Raw genomic sequence first — 18,607 nt, 5'->3', positions numbered from 1 at the left:
CAGGGTTAAAGATCAAAGAACCTTCATCAAGGCTAGCAGCTCACGGGCCACGTCCTCGACGGAGGTGTTGACGAGGGTCGTGTCGAACTCGGCCTCCGCGGCGAGCTCCACCCTGGCGGCGGCGAGCCTGCGCTCGATGACCTCGGGTGCCTCGGTCCCGCGGCCGGTGAGCCGGCGGACCAGCTCGTCCCAGCTCGGCGGGGCGAGGAAGACGAGCTGCGCCTCGGGCATCGACTCGCGCACCAGGCGCGCGCCCTGCAGATCGATCTCCAGGAGGACGGGCTCGCCCGCCTCCAGGCGCTCGATCACCGCGCGGCGCGGGGTGCCGTAGCGGTTGCCCGCGAACTCGGCCCACTCCAGGAGCTCGCCGTTGGCGATGAGCTTGTCCATCTCGTCGTCGGAGACGAAGAAGTACTGGACGCCGTGCTTCTCACCGGGGCGCGGCTTGCGGGTGGTGGCCGAGACCGAGAGCCAGACCTCGGGGTGTTCTTTGCGCATATGAGCGACGACCGTGCTCTTGCCGACCCCGGAGGGGCCGGAGAGCACGGTCAGCCGCGGACGTACGTCCGGGGGCACGGGGGTCGTCCCCCGGGATGTTGCAGCCATGCAGCGATTATCCAGGTTCTCAGGAGTGCCCGAGAACATCAGCCGGCGGCACCGCCGCCGAACTCGCGCTCGAGCGACGCGATCTGGTTGGAGCCGAGACCGCGCACACGGCGGCTCTCGGAGATGCCAAGACGCTCCATGATCTGCTTGGCGCGGACCTTGCCCACGCCCGGCAGGGACTCCAGGAGGGCGGAGACCTTCATCTTGCCGATGACATCGTTCTCCTGACCCTGCTTGATGACCTCGTGAAGGGAGGCGCCGGAGTGCTTGAGTCGATTCTTGACCTCGGCCCGCTCCCGGCGAGCCGCGGCGGCCTTTTCGAGCGCGGCTGCGCGCTGTTCAGGGGTAAGGGGCGGAAGAGCCACGCCTACGTCACCTCGGATGTCGAACTGTCGGATACGGACCGGTGAGGAACCTAGTCGCCCCACACCAGGGGAGCAACGTGCAACGCGCTTGCCCGTTGTCCCCCACTACCTCGAAAGGCGTGGAGGGGACCCCCACTCGTCGGAGACTAGCGGGCATGGCCGCCGGAGTCAGCGAGAACAGACGAAAAGTCCTGGTCAGCCTCTGCCGAGCCGGACATATCCGGCATTTCTCCCCGGATTTGAGTCCCCGGACCCCCGGCGACCCCTCGGTGGCCTCTCGCCGAACCGTCGACGGAACGTGTGCGCGGCCCTCGTCGCCCCGCTCAGGCCGCCGCGACCGCCGCCCCGATCTCGTCCGCGAAGCGCGTCGCGGCATCGCGCAGGCCCGTGACATCGGGTCCGTGCCGCAGCACGCCCCGGCTGACGCTCGGCACGACATTGCGTACGGCCGCGCCGAACACGCCGGGCAGGTCGGCCGGGGTCGCCCCCTGCGCGCCGATCCCGGGCGCCAGGAGCGGGCCGTTGACCGCGAGGTCGTACGAGGACAGGTCGCCCAGCGTCGCCCCGACGACGGCACCGAAGGAGCCCAGGGGCTCCTGTCCCGCGTTCTCCGCGGCCAGGTGGGCCAGGACCGTGGCACCGACCGTGCGGCCGTCCTCGCGCACCGCGTGCTGCACCTCGGCGCCCTCGGGGTTGGAGGTGAGGGCGAGCACGAAGAGTCCCGCGCCGTTCTCCCGTGCGAGGTCGACGGCCGGCTTCAGCGAGCCGTAGCCGAGGTAGGGCGAGACCGTCAGCGCGTCGCTGAACAGCGGTGCGTCCTTGTGCAGGAAGGTCTCGGCGTACGCGGCCATGGTCGAGCCGATGTCGCCGCGCTTGGCGTCCATCACGACCAGGGCGCCGGCCGCCCGCAGCTCGGCGACCGCCTTCTCCAGGACGGCGATGCCCCGCGAGCCGAAGCGCTCGAAGAAGGCGCTCTGCGGCTTGAACACCGCGACGGTGCCCGCCAGGGCCTCGACGACGGTCCCGGTGAACCGCTCCAGGCCCGCGACGTCGTCGTTCAGGCCCCACGCGGACAGCAGGGAGGCGTGCGGGTCGATGCCGACGCACAGCGGCCCGCGCTCGTCCATGGCGTGGCGGAGGCGCGTGCCGAAGGGTTCGAGGGCGCTCATGCGGACTTCCTGACGTCGGCGCCGACGGCCTCGGCGAGGGTGGCGTACGGGGAGGCGTTCAGCCGGGCGGCGAGGCCCTTGTGGATCGCGCGGCCCCAGAAGGGCCCCTCGTAGATGAAGGCGCTGTAGCCCTGGACCAGGGTGGCGCCCGCGAGGATGCGCTGCCAGGCGTCCTCGGCAGTCTCGATGCCGCCGACGCCCACGAGCGTGATCCGGTCGCCCACGCGCGCGTAGAGGCGGCGCAGGACCTCCAGGGAGCGCTCCTTGAGGGGGGCGCCGGACAGGCCGCCGGTCTCCTTGACCAGCGCCGGGTCGGAGGTCAGCCCGAGGCCTTCGCGCGCGATGGTGGTGTTGGTGGCGATGATGCCGTCCAGGCCGAGCTCGACGGCCAGGTCGGCGACCGCGTCGACGTCCTCGTCGGCCAGGTCCGGGGCGATCTTGACAAGGAGCGGGACCCGGCGGCCCTGGACGCTGCGGTCGGCGGCCTCGCGCACGGCGGTGAGCAGCGGCCGCAGCGACTCGGTGGCCTGGAGGTTGCGCAGCCCCGGGGTGTTGGGCGACGACACGTTGACGACGAGGTAGTCGGCGTGGCGGGCGAGCCGCTCGGTCGACTTCACGTAGTCGGCGGCGGCCTCCTCCTCGGGGACGACCTTGGTCTTGCCGATGTTCACGCCCACGACGGTCCGGAACACCGCGTCGCGGGCGGCCAGGCGCTCCGCGACGGCCGCCGAGCCCTCGTTGTTGAAGCCCATGCGGTTGATCAGCGCGCGGTCCTGCACCAGGCGGAAGAGCCGCTTCTTGGGGTTGCCGGGCTGCGGCTCGCCGGTGACCGTGCCGATCTCGATGTGGTCGAAGCCGAGCATCGACATGCCGTCGATCGCGACGGCGTTCTTGTCGAAGCCTGCGGCGAGCCCGAAGGGGCCGTGCATCCGCAGGCCCAGGGCCTCGGTGCGCAGCTCCTTGTGGCGCGGCGCGAGGACGGCCGCGACGAAGGTGCGCAGGACCGGGACGCGGGCCGCGAGGCGGATCCAGCGGAAGGCCAGGTAGTGGGCCCGCTCCGGGTCCATCCGCTTGAAGACGAGCTGGAAGAAGAGCTTGTACATGAAGAGTGTCCTCGGTGTTCTCACCGGAAGCCGGTGTCCTCACCAGAAGGGGGACACCGTGTGCTTCGGTGTCCCCCTTGTGGGCTGCTAGTCGCGGGTCGCGGTCAGGTGTTCCGCGTGTTCCTGGAGCGATCGGACGCCCACGTCCCCGCGGCCCAGCGCGTCGATGCCCTGGACGGCCGCGGCGAGCGCCTGGACCGTCGTCAGGCACGGCACCGAGCGCGCCACGGCGGCCGTACGGATCTCGTAGCCGTCGAGGCGGCCGCCGGTGCCGTACGGGGTGTTGACGATGAGGTCGACACCGCCGTCGTGGATGAGCTGGACGATGGTCTTCTCGCCGTTCGGGCCTTCGCCCTCGGACTGCTTGCGCACGACCGTGGCGTTGATGCCGTTGCGCTTGAGCACCTCGGCCGTGCCGGACGTGGCGAACAACTCGAAGCCGTGCGCGACCAGTTCGCGGGCCGGGAAGATCATCGAGCGCTTGTCGCGGTTGGCGACGGAGATGAAGGCACGGCCCTTGGTCGGCAGCGGACCGTAGGCGCCCGCCTGGGACTTGGCGTACGCGGTGCCGAACACCGAGTCGATGCCCATGACTTCGCCGGTGGAGCGCATCTCCGGGCCGAGGACGGTGTCGACGCCGCGGCCGTGGATGTCGCGGAAGCGCGACCACGGCATGACGGCCTCCTTGACGGAGATCGGCGCGTCCATGGGGAGCGTGCCGCCGTCGCCGACGGCCGGGAGCATGCCCTCGGCGCGCAGCTCGGCGACGGTCGCGCCGAGCGAGATGCGCGCGGCGGCCTTGGCCAGCGGCACCGCGGTCGCCTTCGAGGTGAAGGGGACGGTGCGCGAGGCACGCGGGTTGGCCTCCAGGACGTAGAGGATGTCACCCGCCATCGCGAACTGGATGTTGATGAGTCCGCGCACGCCGACGCCCTTGGCGATGCCCTCCGTGGAGGCGCGCAGGCGCTTGATGTCGAAGCCGCCCAGCGTGATGGGGGGCAGCGCGCACGCCGAGTCGCCGGAGTGGATGCCGGCCTCCTCGATGTGCTCCATGACGCCGCCGAGGTAGAGCTCCTCGCCGTCGTAGAGCGCGTCGACGTCGATCTCGATGGCGTCGTCGAGGAAGCGGTCCACGAGGACCGGCCGCGAGGGGCTGATCTCGGTCGACTCCTCGATGTACGCGGAGAGCCGGGTCTCGTCGTAGACGATCTCCATGCCGCGCCCGCCGAGCACGTACGAGGGCCGCACGAGCACCGGGTAGCCGATCTCGTCGGCGATGGCCTTCGCCTCGGCGAACGTCGTCGCGGTGCCGTGCTTCGGGGCGGGCAGGCCGGCCTCGTCGAGGACCCGGCCGAAGGCGCCGCGGTCCTCGGCGGCGTGGATGGCCTCGGGCGAGGTGCCCACGACCGGTACGCCGTTGTCCTTGAGGGCCTGGGCGAGGCCCAGCGGGGTCTGGCCGCCGAGCTGGACGATGACGCCCGCGATGGGTCCGGCCGCGGCCTCGGCGTGCACGATCTCCAGGACGTCCTCCAGGGTGAGCGGCTCGAAGTAGAGCCGGTCGGAGGTGTCGTAGTCGGTGGAGACGGTCTCGGGGTTGCAGTTGACCATCACGGTCTCGTAGCCCGCCTCGCTGAGCGCGAAGGAGGCGTGGACGCAGGAGTAGTCGAACTCGATGCCCTGGCCGATGCGGTTCGGGCCCGAGCCCAGGATGATGACCGCGGGCTTCTCGCGCGGGGCGACCTCGCTCTCCTCGTCGTAGGACGAGTAGAAGTACGGGGTCTTCGCGGCGAACTCGGCGGCGCAGGTGTCGACCGTCTTGTAGACCGGGCGCACGCCGAGGGCCTGGCGCACCTCGCGCACGACGTCCTCGCGCAGGCCGCGGATCTCGGCGATCTGGGCGTCGGAGAAGCCGTGCCGCTTGGCCTCGGCGAGCAGCTCGGGCTGGAGCTTCTCGACGGCGGTCAGCTCGTCGGCGATCTCCTTGATCAGGAAGAGCTGGTCGACGAACCACGGGTCGATCTTCGTGGCGTCGAAGACCTCCTGGGGGGTGGCGCCCGCGCGGATGGCCTGCATGACGCAGTTGATGCGGCCGTCGGTGGGGCGCACCGCCTCGCGCAGCAGCTCGTCCTTGTCGCCGGGCTCGCCGACGAAGGTGAACTGCGAGCCCTTCTTCTCCAGCGAGCGCAGCGCCTTCTGCAGGGCCTCGGTGAAGTTGCGGCCGATCGCCATGGCCTCGCCGACCGACTTCATGGTGGTCGTCAGGGTGGAGTCCGCCGAGGGGAACTTCTCGAAGGCGAAGCGCGGGGCCTTGACGACGACGTAGTCGAGGGTCGGCTCGAAGGACGCCGGGGTCTTCTCCGTGATGTCGTTCGGGATCTCGTCGAGGGTGTAGCCGACGGCCAGCTTGGCGGCGATCTTCGCGATCGGGAAGCCGGTGGCCTTCGACGCGAGCGCCGACGAGCGCGAGACGCGCGGGTTCATCTCGATCACGATGACCCGGCCGTCCTCGGGGTTCACCGCGAACTGGATGTTGCAGCCGCCGGTGTCGACGCCGACCTCGCGGATGATCGCGATGCCGATGTCGCGCAGGGTCTGGTACTCGCGGTCGGTGAGCGTCATCGACGGGGCGACGGTGATGGAGTCACCGGTGTGCACGCCCATGGGGTCGAAGTTCTCGATGGAGCAGACGACCACGACGTTGTCGTTCTTGTCGCGCATCAGCTCCAGCTCGTACTCCTTCCAGCCGAGGATGGACTCCTCCAGGAGCACCTCGGTGGTCGGCGAGAGCGTGAGGCCCTGTCCGGCGATGCGGCGCAGCTCCTCCTCGTCGTGCGCGAAGCCGGAGCCGGCGCCGCCCATGGTGAAGGAGGGGCGGACGACGACCGGGTAGCCGCCGAGCTCCTCGACGCCCTTGAGGACGTCGTCCATGGAGTGGCAGATGTAGGAGCGGGCGGACTCGCCGTGCCCGATCTTCTTGTTGACCTCTTCGACGACGCCCTTGAAGAGCTCGCGGTCCTCGCCCTTGTTGATGGCCTCGACGTTGGCGCCGATGAGCTCGACGCCGTACTTCTCCAGGACGCCCTGCTCGTGCATGGAGATGGCCGTGTTGAGGGCCGTCTGGCCGCCCAGGGTGGGCAGCAGCGCGTCGGGGCGCTCCTTGGCGATGATCTTCTCGACGAACTCCGGGGTGATCGGCTCGACGTAGGTGGCGTCGGCGATCTCCGGGTCGGTCATGATCGTCGCCGGGTTGGAGTTGACGAGGATGACGCGCAGGCCCTCGGACTTGAGGATGCGGCACGCCTGGGTGCCTGAGTAGTCGAACTCGGCGGCCTGGCCGATGACGATCGGGCCGGAGCCGATGACCAGGACGGACTGGATATCGGTGCGCTTAGGCACGCTGGCCCTCCAACAGGACGGTGTTCATCAAAGACGTGAAGCGGTCGAAGAGGTACGCGGCGTCGTGCGGGCCCGCGGCTGCCTCGGGGTGGTACTGGACGGAGAAGCCCGGCTGGTCGAGCAGCTGGAGCCCCTCCACGACGTCGTCGTTGAGGCAGACGTGGGAGACCTCGACGCGGCCGAAGGGGGTGTCGCTGACCTTGTCGAGCGGCGCGTCCACGGCGAAGCCGTGGTTGTGCGCGGTGACCTCGACCTTGCCGGTGGTGCGGTCCTGCACCGGCTGGTTGATGCCGCGGTGGCCGTACTTCAGCTTGTACGTGCCGAAGCCGAGGGCGCGGCCGAGGATCTGGTTGCCGAAGCAGATGCCGAACAGCGGCGTCCGGCGCTCGAGGACCGCGGTCATCAGCGCGACGGGGCCCTCGGCGGTGGCCGGGTCGCCCGGGCCGTTGGAGAAGAAGACGCCGTCGGGGTCGACGGCGTAGACGTCCTCGACGCTCGCCGTGGCGGGCAGTACGTGCACCTCGATGCCGCGCTCGGCCATGCGGTGCGGGGTCATGCCCTTGATGCCGAGGTCGATGGCGGCGACGGTGAACTTCTTCTCGCCGACGGCCGGGACGACGTAGGCCTCCTTGGTGGCGACCTCCTCGTAGAGGCTGGCGCCCTTCATCGGGGGCTGGGCCAGGACGCGCTCGACGAGCTCGGCGTCGGTCGCGAGCGACGCGCCGGAGAAGATGCCGGAGCGCATGGAGCCGCGCTCGCGCAGGTGGCGGGTGAGGGCGCGGGTGTCGATGCCGCTGATGCCGACGATGCCCTGGGCGACCAGTTCGTCGTCGAGGGAGCGCCGTGCGCGCCAGTTCGAGGGGATGCGGGCGGGGTCGCGGACCACGTACCCGGAGACCCAGATGCGGCTCGACTCGTCGTCCTCGTCGTTCCAGCCCGTGTTGCCGATCTGCGGGGCGGTGGCGACCACGATCTGGCGGTCGTACGAGGGGTCGGTGAGGGTCTCCTGGTAGCCGGTCATGCCGGTGGAGAACACCGCTTCGCCGAAGGTCTCCCCCACGGCCCCGTAGGCACGGCCGCGGAAGACGCGGCCGTCCTCCAGGACGAGTACGGCGGGAGACGCCTCCTTCCTCTGCGAGGCAATCCCCTGCTTGGAGGTCGTCATCGTGCGGTGCCTTCCGTAGTGCTGTTCTTGTCGGTCATGTTGTTGAGCGTCTCGACCCACTGGGCCTGCTCGGCGGCGTGGTCCGAGCGGAACCCGGAGTCCAGCAGCTTCCCGCCGTGCTCCCAGGTGACGATCAGCAGACCGCCCTCCGTGAGGACCTTGCCCGCGATGCCCTTGTCGAGGCGGGCCTCGCGCAGTTGCGCGGCCGGGATGAAGAAGTCGGCCGCTCCGGGGCGTACCACGTCCAGGCCCGCGTCGGTGAGCGTGAGCTCGACCCGGCTGCGGGTGCCCAGTCCGTGCGCCACGATGCGGTCGAGCCACTGTCCCGCCGTGGTCGAGCCGTGGTAGCGGCCGCTCAGCTCAAGTGTGGCCGGACCCGGGTCGTCCGGCGCGGCGGGCAGCTCGGGCAGGTCGCCCTGGAGCGTGCCGCGCCACTTCCAGCCCTCGCGCATCAGCCAGTAGACGAGCGCGATGAACAGGAGGAGTCCGACGACCCAGCCGGCGCGCGCGGCCCAGTCGGTGACGTCCGCCGATTCCTTCTCGGCGGCCAGTTCCAGGAGTGATGTCACGTGAGCTTCCCGTCGACGAGCGTGGCCCGGCCCCTGAGCCACGTGTGCGTGACGCGGCCCGGCAGCTCACGGCCCTCGTAGGGCGTGTTGCGGCTGCGCGAGGCGAAGCCCGCGGGGTCCACTGCCCCACGGTAATCGGCGTCGACCAGCACGAGGTTCGCGGGCTCACCTGCCGAGACGGGACGGCCGTGGCCGGTGGCCCCGCCGATCTGCGCGGGCTTCACCGACATCCGGTCGGCGACGGCCTCCCAGGTCAGCAGGCCGGTCTCGATCATCGTCTGCTGGACCACGGAGAGGGCGGTCTCCAGGCCCACCATGCCCATGGCGGCCGCGGCCCACTCGCAGTCCTTGTCCTCGTGCGGGTGCGGGGCGTGGTCGGTGGCGACGATGTCGATGGTGCCGTCGGCCAGGGCCTCGCGCAGCGCCATGACGTCGCGCTCGGTGCGCAGCGGCGGGTTGACCTTGTAGACCGGGTCGTACGAGCGGACCAGCTCGTCGGTGAGGAGGAGGTGGTGCGGGGTGACCTCGGCGGTGACGTCGATGCCGCGGGACTTGGCCCAGCGGACGATCTCGACGGACCCGGCGGTCGAGAGGTGGCAGATGTGGACGCGGGAGCCGACGTGCTCGGCCAGCAGCACGTCGCGCGCGATGATCGACTCCTCGGCGACGGCGGGCCAGCCGCCGAGGCCGAGCTCGGCGGAGACGACGCCCTCGTTCATCTGGGCGCCCTCGGTGAGCCGGGGCTCCTGCGCGTGCTGGGCGACGACACCGCCGAAGGCCTTCACGTACTCCAGGGCGCGGCGCATGATCACCGCGTCGTCCACGCACTTGCCGTCGTCGGAGAAGACGGTGACCCCGGCGGCCGACTCGTGCATCGCGCCGAGCTCGGCGAGCTTCTTGCCCTCCAGGCCCACGGTGACGGCGCCGATGGGCTGCACGTCGCAGTAGCCGGACTCCTTGCCGAGGCGGTAGACCTGCTCGACGACGCCCGCGGTGTCGGCGACCGGGAAGGTGTTGGCCATGGCGAACACGGCGGTGAAGCCGCCGGACGCGGCGGCGCGGGTGCCGGTGAGGACGGTCTCGGAGTCCTCGCGGCCCGGCTCGCGCAGGTGGGTGTGCAGGTCCACGAGGCCCGGCAGGAGCACCTTGCCGTCGGCCTCGACGACGGTCGCGCCCTCGGCGGAGAGCCCGCTGCCGATCTCGGCGATCGTCTCGCCGTCGATCAGGACGTCCTGCGCCTCGCCGCCGAGCACCTTCGCACCACGGATCAGGATCTTGCTCATGCTTACTTGTTCTCCGAATCATTGGGGCGGGTGTGGGTGACGGCGGGCTCGTTGCCGCCCAGCAGCAGGTAGAGGACGGCCATCCGGATGGAGACGCCGTTGGCGACCTGTTCGACGACCGTGCAGCGGTCGGAGTCGGCGACCTCGGCGGTGATCTCCATGCCGCGGACCATCGGGCCGGGATGCATGACGATGGCGTGCTCGGGCATCTTGGCCATGCGCTCGCCGTCCAGGCCGTAGCGCCGGGAGTACTCGCGCTCGGTGGGGAAGAACGCGGCGTTCATCCGCTCGCGCTGCACCCGCAGCATCATCACGGCGTCGGACTTGGGCAGCACGCTGTCCAGGTCGTAGCTGACCTCGCAGGGCCACTGCTCGACGCCGACCGGCACCAGCGTGGGCGGGGCGACGAGGGTGACCTCGGCGCCCAGGGTGTGCAGCAGGTCCACGTTGGAGCGGGCGACGCGGCTGTGCAGGACGTCACCGACGAGCGTGATGTGACGGCCCGCGAGGTCCTTGCCGAGGCCCTCGTCGGGGCCGACCAGGCGGCGGCGCATGGTGAAGGCGTCGAGCAGGGCCTGCGTCGGGTGCTGGTGGGTGCCGTCGCCCGCGTTGATGACGGCGGCGTCGATCCAGCCGGAGGTCGCCAGGCGGTAGGGGGCGCCGGAGGCGCCGTGCCGGATGACGACGGCGTCGACGCCCATCGCCTCCAGGGTCTGCGCGGTGTCCTTGAGCGACTCGCCCTTGGAGACCGACGAGCCCTTGGCGGCGAAGTTGATGACGTCGGCGGAGAGGCGCTTCTCGGCGGCCTCGAAGGAGATCCGGGTCCGCGTCGAGTCCTCGAAGAAGAGGTTGACGACGGTGCGGCCGCGCAGGGCGGGCAGCTTCTTGATCGGCCGGTCGGCGACGCGCGCCATCTCCTCGGCCGTGTCGAGGATGAGGACGGCGTCGTCGCGGGAGAGGTCGGCGGCCGAGATGAGGTGTCGCATCATCTGCGTGTACTCCGGTGTGTGGAGGTCTGCGGGCACGCGGGCGCACAGGGGTGTGCCCCTGGCCCCGTGAGGGAGGAAACCGGTCTTACGCGGAGGCGGGCTTGGCGCCGAGCAGCACGGCGTCGCGGCCGTCCTCCTCGGCGAGCTGCACCTTGACCGTCTCCCGCAGCGACGTGGGGAGGTTCTTGCCCACGTAGTCGGCACGGATGGGCAGTTCGCGGTGGCCGCGGTCGACGAGGACGGCGAGCTGCACCGCGCGGGGGCGCCCGATGTCGTTCAGCGCGTCGAGGGCGGCACGGATGGTGCGGCCGGAGAAGAGGACGTCGTCGACGAGGACGACCAGGCGGCCGTCGATGCCGTCACCGGGGATCTCGGTGCGGGCCAGGGCGCGCGGCGGGTGCATGCGCAGGTCGTCGCGGTACATGGTGATGTCGAGGGAGCCGACCGGGATGGTGCGTCCGGTGATCTCTTCGAGCTTCTCGGCGAGCCGGCGGGCGAGGAAGACGCCGCGGGTGGGGATGCCGAGCAGGACCACGTCGTCGGCACCCTTGGCGCGCTCGACGATCTCGTGGGCGATGCGGGTCAGAACCCGCGCGATGTCCGGACCCTCGAGAACGGGGCGCGCGACATCGGAGTCTTTGCTGTGCTGCGTGTCCATATGAAACGGACCTCCTTCTCCGCCTCACGGGACGGACTTTAAAGGACGTCGAAATTGCGCCATCCACAGTACCAGTACTCAAGAGGGAGCACGTCACGGGCCTCCACCGAAGGGGCGGTAAGGACCTTTCGGCTTGACGCAGGCAAGTAACGCTGCGTAACCTCACAGTGAGTTACCAGCCACGCGGCGGAGCCGCATGATTGTCGCAGCGTCCGGGGAGCTATATGTCCAGCGAATACGCCAAGCAGCTCGGGGCCAAGCTCCGCGCGATCCGTACCCAGCAGGGCCTTTCCCTCCACGGCGTCGAGGAGAAGTCCCAGGGACGCTGGAAGGCGGTCGTCGTGGGGTCGTACGAGCGCGGCGACCGTGCCGTGACCGTGCAGCGCCTCGCCGAGCTGGCGGACTTCTACGGCGTCCCCGTGCAGGAGCTCCTTCCGGGCACCGCGCCCGGCGGTGCCGCCGAGCCGCCGCCCAAGCTCGTCCTCGACCTCGAGCGTCTTGCCCACGTCCCGCAGGAGAAGGCCGGCCCGCTCCAGCGTTATGCCGCCACGATCCAGTCGCAGCGCGGTGACTACAACGGCAAGGTGCTCTCGATCCGCCAGGACGACCTGCGCACCCTCGCCGTGATCTACGACCAGTCCCCCTCGGTGCTGACCGAGCAGCTGATCAGCTGGGGCGTCCTGGACGCGGACGCCCGCCGCGCCGTCGCCCACGAAGAGGTCTGACCCCGCGCGGGGCAACAGCAGAAACGTGCCGCCGGGGCGGCCGCAGCCGAAAGGCGCGGCCGCCCCGGCGGCTTTTTCGCATTTCCCGGCCATTCATCCCGGAGAACGGGGCGCGGAGAAAGTCGGAGGGCCCGCAGCGGATTGCTGCGGGCCCTCTCGATGACGTACGAGGACGCTTACGCCTCGTCCCGGCGCAGGGACGGCTTCAGGTCCTTGAAGCGCCCGAGCAGGCCGTTGACGAAGGACGGCGACTCGTCCGTGGAGAACTCCTTGGCGAGCTGGACCGCCTCGTCGAGCACCACGGCGTCCGGCGTCCCGTCGACCCACACGAGTTCGTAGGCGCCGAGCCGCAGGATGTTCCGGTCGACGACCGGCATGCGGTCCAGGGTCCATCCGACGGCGTACTGCGCGATGAGTTCGTCGATACGGCGCTCGTGCTCCGCGTATCCCTCGACGAGCTCCATCGTGTACTCGCTCACCGGCGGCTGCCGGGTGTCGGACCGCGAGTGGCGCACCCAGTCCGCGAGGACCGTCAGGACGTCGGTACCGCGCTGGTCTGCCTCGAAGAGGATCTGGAAGGCGCGCTTGCGGGCCGTGTTACGAGCAGCCACGGTTAGCTGTTCACCCGGCCGAGGTAGCCGCTGTCACGGGTGTCGACCTTGATCTTCTCGCCCGTGGTGATGAAGAGCGGGACCTGGATCTGGTGACCGGTCTCCAGGGTGGCGGGCTTGGTGCCACCGGTGGAGCGGTCGCCCTGGACGCCCGGCTCGGTCTCCTGGATGACGAGCTCGACGGCGGCGGGCAGCTCGACGTAGAGCACCTCGCCCTCGTGCTGCGCCACGGAGGCGGTGAAGCCCTCGATCAGGAAGTTGGCGGCGTCACCGACGGACTTGCGGTCGACGTGCAGCTGGTCGTACGTCTCCATGTCCATGAAGACGAAGTAGTCGCCGTCCATGTAGGAGAACTGCATGTCGCGCTTGTCGATCGTGGCCGTGTCGACCTTGACGCCGGCGTTGAACGTCTTGTCGACGACCTTGCCGGAGAGCACGTTCTTGAGCTTGGTGCGCACGAAGGCCGGGCCCTTGCCGGGCTTGACGTGCTGGAACTCGACGACGGACCAGAGCTGGCCGCCTTCGAGCTTGAGCACCAGGCCGTTCTTGAGGTCGTTCGTGGAAGCCACGGTTGCGGAATCTCCTGCACTGACTGACTGGTGGACGACCCCGGGGGCGCACGCGCGCTAGAGCGCGAGCAGTTCCTTGGTCGTGATGGTGAGTAGCTCGGGTCCGCCGTCCGCCTCGGGGCGCACGACGAGCGTGTCATCGATCCGGACACCACCCCGGCCAGGGAGGTGAACCCCCGGTTCGACGGTGACCGGCACGCAGGCATCCAGTTTACCCATGGCCGCGGGCGCCAACTGCGGGTCCTCGTCGATTTCGAGCCCCACCCCGTGTCCCATCACCGGAGCAAGCGCTTCCGCATGGCCCGCTGAGTCCAGTACGTGACGTGCCGCCCGGTCCACGTCACGGCAGGCGGCGCCGGGTGCGAGGGCCTCGCGACCGGCACGCTGGGCGGCGAAGACCAGGTCGTACAGCTCGATCTGCCAGTCGGCGGGCGTGGTCCCGATGACGAACGTCCGCCCGATCTCGCACCGGTATCCGCGGTAGCTCGCCCCCAGGCACACGGAGAGGAAGTCGCCCTCCTCCACCCGCCGGTCCGTGGGCCGGTGGCCGCCCTTGCCGGAGTTCGGCCCGGTGCCGACCGCGGTGGGGAACGCGGGTCCGTCCGCGCCGTGGTCGACGAGCCGCCGCTCCAGCTCCAGGGCGAGGTGCCGTTCCGTGCGGCCGACGAGGATCGACTCGAGCAGCTCGCCCAGCGCCTGGTCGGCGATCTCGGCGGCGATCCGCAGGCAGGAGAGCTCCTCGGCGTCCTTGACCAGCCTCAACTGCTCGACGGCCGTGCCCAGATCGTTCAGCCGCAGCCGCGGGGCGACCGACCCGAGCGCCCGGTGCCGGGCCACGGTCAGGTGGTGCTCCTCGACGGCGAGCACCTCGGTTCCCCGGGCGGCGGCGAGCCCGGCACCGGCGACGGCCGGGTCGCCGTCCGGCGCGGCCAGCAGCTGCGTGCGCAGCGACTCGTCGGCCCGCCCCTCGCCCTGCTGGTCGCCGGGTGGGCGCCCGCACAGCAGCACGTCCTCTTCCTGTTCCTGCCCGACGAGCAGCACCGCGCCGTGCGGTGCCGCACCGGCGAGATAGCGGACGTTGGCGGGCCGGGAGACCAACGCCGCCGCACCACCGGCGGCGGCACACCGCTCCCGAACCCGCTCCCTGCGGACCGCGTAGACCTCTGACATGGGGCGAGCCTACGAGCGCACTCCCGGCACGGCCCGGCGGGCGCGTCCGGACGGGCGGCCGGGGCAGGTCGGCGCCGCCGCGGCCGGGTCAGGTGTCGCAGCCGATTCCGTCGCCGTCCCGGTCGAGGTGCCGTCCGTAACCGGGCTCGCCGCGGTGCACGGGAGCGGCGCCGGCGGCGCGGGCCGCGGCGCAGTTTTCGTAGGACGCGGCCCCTCCCCCGCCGGACCCGGATCCGCCGGTGAAACGGGGCGTCGGTGCCCTAACCGTGACCGACGGCCCCGGCGCCCCGCCCTACCACTGCGGCGGGCTCGCGATGGCCCGGGACAGGACGTCGTCCAGGACGCGGGCCGTGGCGGGGACGTCCAGGTGGGAGTTGTCGACGATGGGGAGGCCCGAGCCGTACCAGCCGGCCATGCGGCCGTGAATGCGGGCGACCTCCTCGTCGGTGAGGCGGCGGTTGCCGCTGCGCTCGGCATTGCGCTCCAGGACGACCTCCAGGCCGGGGAGCAGGACCACGGGCAGCAGGCCGGGGCCCACGTGCCGCTTCCAGCCGCCGAGGCCGACGGCCGGGCGGTCGGGGAAGACCGCGTCGTCGAGGATGCAGGAGATGCCGTTGGCCAGGAAGTTGCGTGCGGCGAAGCCGCAGGTGCGGCGGGCCAGGCGGTACTGCGCCTCGGAGTGGTCGTTCCAGCCGGACTGGGGGTCGGCGAAGCCCGAGCGCACCCATTCGCGTACGTCGTCGAGGCTGATGTGGGCCGTCGGCACACGGCGGTGCTCGGCCCAGTACTTGGCGACGCTCGTCTTGCCCGCGCCGGCCGGGCCGATCAGCAGCACGGCGAGCGTCGTGGCGCCGGTGTCGGCCTGGGCCGTGCCCGGCGGGGGGCTCGGCATCACCACGGGGCCGCCGGGCGGCAGCTGGATGTGGCCCGTGCTGTCCGGGGCCGGGTGCACCGGGCCCGGCCCGGGCGGGGCCTGCGGAGGATGCTGCGCGTGCTGAGGCGGCTGGCCGTGCTGCGGGGGCTGGGGGGCCGCCGGGGCGTGCGGCACCGGGGCCGGGCCGGGGGCGTGCGCGGTGTGCGGCGGCGGGCCGCCCGTGAAGCCGGGGGCGGGCGGCATCGCACCCGGGGGCACGGCTCCCTGCGGAACCGCTCCGGGGGGCGGAGCGCCCGGGTGGTGTGCGGCCGGCGACCAGCCGGTGGCGGGTCCGTGCCCCGGCTGGTGGGGCGGCGGCAGCGGAGACCCCACTGCGTGCTGCATCCGGTGCCACTCCGTCTCGTGCGACTGACGCTGGTCGGGCGGCGGCCGGGCCGCCCGTTACCGAACGGTACCGTCCCCGGCCGCCGTTGTGTGAACGGCCGGGGAGGCCAAGAGGTGCCCGTGGCCGGAACCGAAGGCCACGAAAAGGGTGTTACTGACCCACTTCCCCGTACGCGGCGAGCAGCACGGCCGGGTCGGGACCCTCCAGGACGGTCGGCTTGCCGAGGCCGTCGAGGACGATGAAGCGCAGCAGGTCACCGCGGGACTTCTTGTCGACCTTCATGGTCTCGAGCAGCTTGGGCCACTGGTCGTAGCGGTAGGTCAGCGGGAGACCGACCGATGCGAGGACCGTGCGGTGCCGGTCGGCCGTCGCGTCGTCCAGGCGGCCCGCCAGACGGCCGAGTTCGGCCGCGAAGTGCATGCCGACGGAGACCGCGGCGCCGTGCCGCCACTTGTAGCGCTCGTTCTTCTCGATGGCGTGCGCGAGGGTGTGTCCGTAGTTCAGGATCTCGCGCAGGCCCGCCTCCTTCAGGTCGCCGGAGACGACCTCGGCCTTGACCTTGATGGAGCGCTCGATGAGCTCGGCGGTGTGCGGACCGGCGGGGGTGCGGGCCGCCTCCGGGTCCGCCTCGATGAGTTCGAGGATCGCCGGGTCGGCGATGAAACCGGCCTTGATGATCTCCGCGAGCCCGGAGACGTAGTCGTTCACCGGCAGCGAGTCGAGCGCCGCGAGGTCGCAGAGCACACCGGCGGGCGGGTGGAAGGCGCCCACGAGGTTCTTGCCCTCGGCGGTGTTGATGCCGGTCTTGCCGCCGACCGCCGCGTCGACCATGCCGAGGACCGTCGTCGGTACGGCGATCCACCGCACCCCGCGCAGCCAGGTCGCGGCCACGAATCCGGCGAGGTCGGTGGAGGCGCCGCCGCCGACGCCGACGATGACGTCGCTGCGGGTGAAGCCGGACTGGCCGAGGGCCTTCCAGCAGTACGCGGCGACCTCGGCCGTCTTGGCCTCCTCGGCGTTCGGCACCTGGATGGCGACCGCCTCGTAGCCCTGGTCGGCCAGGTCCTGGCGGAGCGCCTCGCCGGTCTCGGCGAGCGCCTCGGGGTGGATCACGGCGACCCGCTTGGCCTGGTCGCCGATGAGTCCGGGCAGCTCGCCGAGGAGCTGTCGACCCACCAGGACCTCGTACGGATCCGTGCCGGCGGTACCGCCGACGTGGATACGGGTGGGGGTCTGCTCCGTCGTCATGCTTCCTTCAACTCCAGTGCGTCGAGGATCGCCTGGGCGACCTCATCGGGGGTGCGGTCGTCGGTGGTGACGACCACGCGGGCGACTTCGGCGTACAGGGGGCGGCGGGCCTCCATCAGCTCGCGCCACTGCTTGCGGGGGTTGACCGCGAGCAGGGGGCGCGCCTGGTTGAGGCCGGTCCGCCGGACGGCCTCCTCGACGTCCATGGCGAGGCAGACGACGGGGTGCTCGGCGAGGAGCGCGCGCGTCGTCCCGTCGAGGATGGCGCCGCCGCCGAGCGCGAGGACGCCGTCGTGGCCGGTCAGCGCGGCCGCGACCGCGGCCCGCTCCAGGTCGCGGAAGTACGGCTCGCCCTCGTCCACGAAGATGTCGGAGATCTCCCGGCCCTGCGCCGTCACGATGTCCGCGTCGGTGTCCCGGAACGAGGTGCCCAGCCGCTCGGCCAGCAGCTCGCCGACCGTCGTCTTGCCGACGCCCATCGGTCCGACGAGCACGATCTTCGGGCCGGTCACCGGATCTGGAGGTGATCGAGGTAGGACCGCACATTGCGCCGCGTCTCGGGCACACTGTCACCGCCGAACTTCTCCACCACCGCGTCCGCCAGCACCAACGCCACCATCGCCTCGGCCACGATCCCCGCCGCCGGCACCGCACACACATCCGAACGCTGATGATGCGCCCTGGTCGCCTCACCCGTGGCCACATCCACCGTCGCCAGCGCCCGCGGCACCGTCGCGATCGGCTTCATCGCCGCACGCACCCGCAACAGCTCACCCGTACTCAGACCACCCTCGGTACCACCCGAACGCCCCGAGGTCCGGCGGATACCGTCCTGGGTGGACACGATCTCGTCGTGCGCCTTCGACCCCGGCACCCGCGCCAGCTCGAAACCGTCACCGACCTCCACCCCCTTGATCGCCTGGATCCCCATCAACGCCGCCGCCAACCGCGCATCAAGACGCCGGTCCCAGTGCACATGCGACCCCAGCCCCACAGGCACCCCATAGGCCAGCACCTCCACCACACCGCCCAGCGTGTCCCCGTCCTTGTGCGCCTGATCGATCTCGGCGACCATCGCCTTCGAGGCATCCGCATCCAGACACCGCACCGGATCCGCATCCAACTTCTCGACATCCCCCGGCACCGGGTACACCCCGTACGGGGCCTTCGCCGCCGCCAGCTCCGTCACATGCGAGACGACCTCGATCCCGGCCGCCTCCTTCAAGAACGACCGCGCCACCGCACCCAACGCCACCCGCGCAGCCGTCTCCCGCGCCGACGCACGCTCCAGCACCGGACGCGCCTCATCGAACCCGTACTTCTGCATCCCCGCCAGATCGGCATGACCCGGCCGCGGCCGCGTCAACGGAGCATTACGCGCCAGATCCGCCAACACCCCAGGATCCACCGGATCCGCCGACATCACCTGCTCCCACTTGGGCCACTCCGTATTGCCCACCATCACCGCGACCGGCGACCCCATGCTCAACCCGTGCCGCACACCACCCAAAAACGTGACCTCATCACGCTCGAACTTCATCCGCGCACCACGCCCGTACCCCAGACGACGCCGCGCCAGATGATCCGCCACCAACTCCGTGGTGATCGGCACGCCGGCGGGAAGACCCTCCAACGTCGCCACAAGCGCGGGTCCGTGCGACTCCCCCGCGGTCAGCCAACGCAACCTGCTCAACGGTGCTCCTCATGCTCGCGCCTCGAACT

General features: G+C 71.0%; 18 protein-coding genes and 1 pseudogene. 1 reads left to right on the top strand and 18 read right to left on the bottom strand.

Annotated elements, in window-relative coordinates:
• Positions 1-12: 12 nt before the first annotated feature.
• The 10 genes from gmk to pyrR all read right to left on the bottom strand — a co-directional run bounded on the left by gmk (position 13) and on the right by pyrR (position 11,303).
• Positions 13-606: a guanylate kinase gene (gmk, locus tag ACFYXE_RS27610; RefSeq protein WP_389316562.1), complete on the bottom strand. Its 594-nt coding sequence runs from the start codon at positions 604-606 to the stop codon at positions 13-15.
• Between the two features lie 38 nt (positions 607-644).
• Complete coding sequence (locus tag ACFYXE_RS27605) at positions 645-971, bottom strand: integration host factor (protein WP_055564204.1); 327 nt, start codon at positions 969-971, stop codon at positions 645-647.
• A 323-nt stretch (positions 972-1,294) separates the two neighbouring features.
• Positions 1,295-2,140: an orotidine-5'-phosphate decarboxylase gene (pyrF, locus tag ACFYXE_RS27600; RefSeq protein ID WP_389316559.1), complete on the bottom strand. Its 846-nt coding sequence runs from the start codon at positions 2,138-2,140 to the stop codon at positions 1,295-1,297.
• Complete coding sequence (locus tag ACFYXE_RS27595; RefSeq protein ID WP_389316557.1) at positions 2,137-3,243, bottom strand: quinone-dependent dihydroorotate dehydrogenase; 1,107 nt, start codon at positions 3,241-3,243, stop codon at positions 2,137-2,139. Before ACFYXE_RS27595 ends, pyrF begins: the two co-directional genes overlap by 4 nt.
• 87 nt (positions 3,244-3,330) lie before the next feature.
• On the bottom strand, positions 3,331-6,639 hold the full coding sequence (carB, locus tag ACFYXE_RS27590; RefSeq protein ID WP_389316555.1) for a carbamoyl-phosphate synthase large subunit: 3,309 nt from the start codon (positions 6,637-6,639) through the stop codon (positions 3,331-3,333).
• Positions 6,632-7,804 carry a glutamine-hydrolyzing carbamoyl-phosphate synthase small subunit gene (gene carA / locus ACFYXE_RS27585; RefSeq protein ID WP_389316552.1) on the bottom strand — a complete coding sequence of 391 codons (1,173 nt, stop codon included), beginning with the start codon at positions 7,802-7,804 and terminating at the stop codon, positions 6,632-6,634. Before carA ends, carB begins: the two co-directional genes overlap by 8 nt.
• Positions 7,801-8,373 (bottom strand): hypothetical protein, encoded by a 573-nt coding sequence (locus tag ACFYXE_RS27580; protein ID WP_361168894.1) that lies wholly within the window; start codon positions 8,371-8,373, stop codon positions 7,801-7,803. Before ACFYXE_RS27580 ends, carA begins: the two co-directional genes overlap by 4 nt.
• Positions 8,370-9,656: a dihydroorotase gene (locus ACFYXE_RS27575; RefSeq protein WP_389316550.1), complete on the bottom strand. Its 1,287-nt coding sequence runs from the start codon at positions 9,654-9,656 to the stop codon at positions 8,370-8,372. Before ACFYXE_RS27575 ends, ACFYXE_RS27580 begins: the two co-directional genes overlap by 4 nt.
• Positions 9,657-9,658: 2 nt before the next feature.
• Entirely contained in the window at positions 9,659-10,645 is a 987-nt protein-coding gene (locus ACFYXE_RS27570) for an aspartate carbamoyltransferase catalytic subunit (RefSeq protein ID WP_361168900.1), read from the bottom strand.
• An 85-nt stretch (positions 10,646-10,730) separates the two neighbouring features.
• Complete coding sequence (pyrR, locus tag ACFYXE_RS27565) at positions 10,731-11,303, bottom strand: bifunctional pyr operon transcriptional regulator/uracil phosphoribosyltransferase PyrR (RefSeq protein ID WP_361168903.1); 573 nt, start codon at positions 11,301-11,303, stop codon at positions 10,731-10,733.
• Positions 11,304-11,527: 224 nt separating this feature from the next.
• Here pyrR and bldD point away from each other — a divergent pair, with 224 nt between their 5' ends.
• The gene (bldD, locus tag ACFYXE_RS27560; protein ID WP_030787240.1) at positions 11,528-12,028 is read left to right on the top strand and encodes a transcriptional regulator BldD; all 501 of its coding nucleotides are present in this window, start codon (positions 11,528-11,530) and stop codon (positions 12,026-12,028) included.
• A 176-nt stretch (positions 12,029-12,204) separates the two neighbouring features.
• On the opposite strand, the gene nusB is transcribed toward bldD, so the two are convergent.
• From nusB to aroC, 8 genes and pseudogenes are all read right to left on the bottom strand, one after another.
• Positions 12,205-12,639 carry a transcription antitermination factor NusB gene (nusB, locus tag ACFYXE_RS27555; RefSeq protein ID WP_361168907.1) on the bottom strand — a complete coding sequence of 145 codons (435 nt, stop codon included), beginning with the start codon at positions 12,637-12,639 and terminating at the stop codon, positions 12,205-12,207.
• Positions 12,640-12,641: 2 nt separating this feature from the next.
• Positions 12,642-13,208: an elongation factor P gene (gene efp, locus ACFYXE_RS27550; RefSeq protein WP_361168910.1), complete on the bottom strand. Its 567-nt coding sequence runs from the start codon at positions 13,206-13,208 to the stop codon at positions 12,642-12,644.
• Between the two features lie 57 nt (positions 13,209-13,265).
• Positions 13,266-14,378, bottom strand: coding sequence for a M24 family metallopeptidase (locus tag ACFYXE_RS27545; RefSeq protein ID WP_389316545.1), 1,113 nt, complete (start codon positions 14,376-14,378; stop codon positions 13,266-13,268).
• An 88-nt stretch (positions 14,379-14,466) separates the two neighbouring features.
• Positions 14,467-14,568, bottom strand: a pseudogene (locus ACFYXE_RS27540) (excalibur calcium-binding domain-containing protein); the annotation flags it as partial.
• Positions 14,569-14,670: 102 nt separating this feature from the next.
• A complete protein-coding gene (locus tag ACFYXE_RS27535) occupies positions 14,671-15,636 on the bottom strand; it encodes a Pro-rich N-terminal domain-containing protein (RefSeq protein WP_389316543.1) in 966 nt (321 codons plus the stop codon).
• 151 nt (positions 15,637-15,787) lie between these two features.
• The gene (gene aroB / locus ACFYXE_RS27530; RefSeq protein WP_389316541.1) at positions 15,788-16,885 is read right to left on the bottom strand and encodes a 3-dehydroquinate synthase; all 1,098 of its coding nucleotides are present in this window, start codon (positions 16,883-16,885) and stop codon (positions 15,788-15,790) included.
• Positions 16,882-17,397 (bottom strand): shikimate kinase, encoded by a 516-nt coding sequence (locus ACFYXE_RS27525; protein WP_361168925.1) that lies wholly within the window; start codon positions 17,395-17,397, stop codon positions 16,882-16,884. The genes aroB and ACFYXE_RS27525 overlap by 4 nt, the downstream gene beginning before the upstream one ends.
• Complete coding sequence (gene aroC, locus ACFYXE_RS27520) at positions 17,394-18,578, bottom strand: chorismate synthase (RefSeq protein ID WP_389316538.1); 1,185 nt, start codon at positions 18,576-18,578, stop codon at positions 17,394-17,396. The genes ACFYXE_RS27525 and aroC overlap by 4 nt, the downstream gene beginning before the upstream one ends.
• Between the last annotated feature and the right edge of the window lie 29 nt (positions 18,579-18,607).

Origin of the sequence: Streptomyces sp. NPDC002564 (assembly GCF_042889645.1) — a bacterium.
Lineage (GTDB): Bacteria > Actinomycetota > Actinomycetes > Streptomycetales > Streptomycetaceae > Streptomyces.
This window is presented reverse-complemented; position numbering and strand designations above follow the sequence as displayed.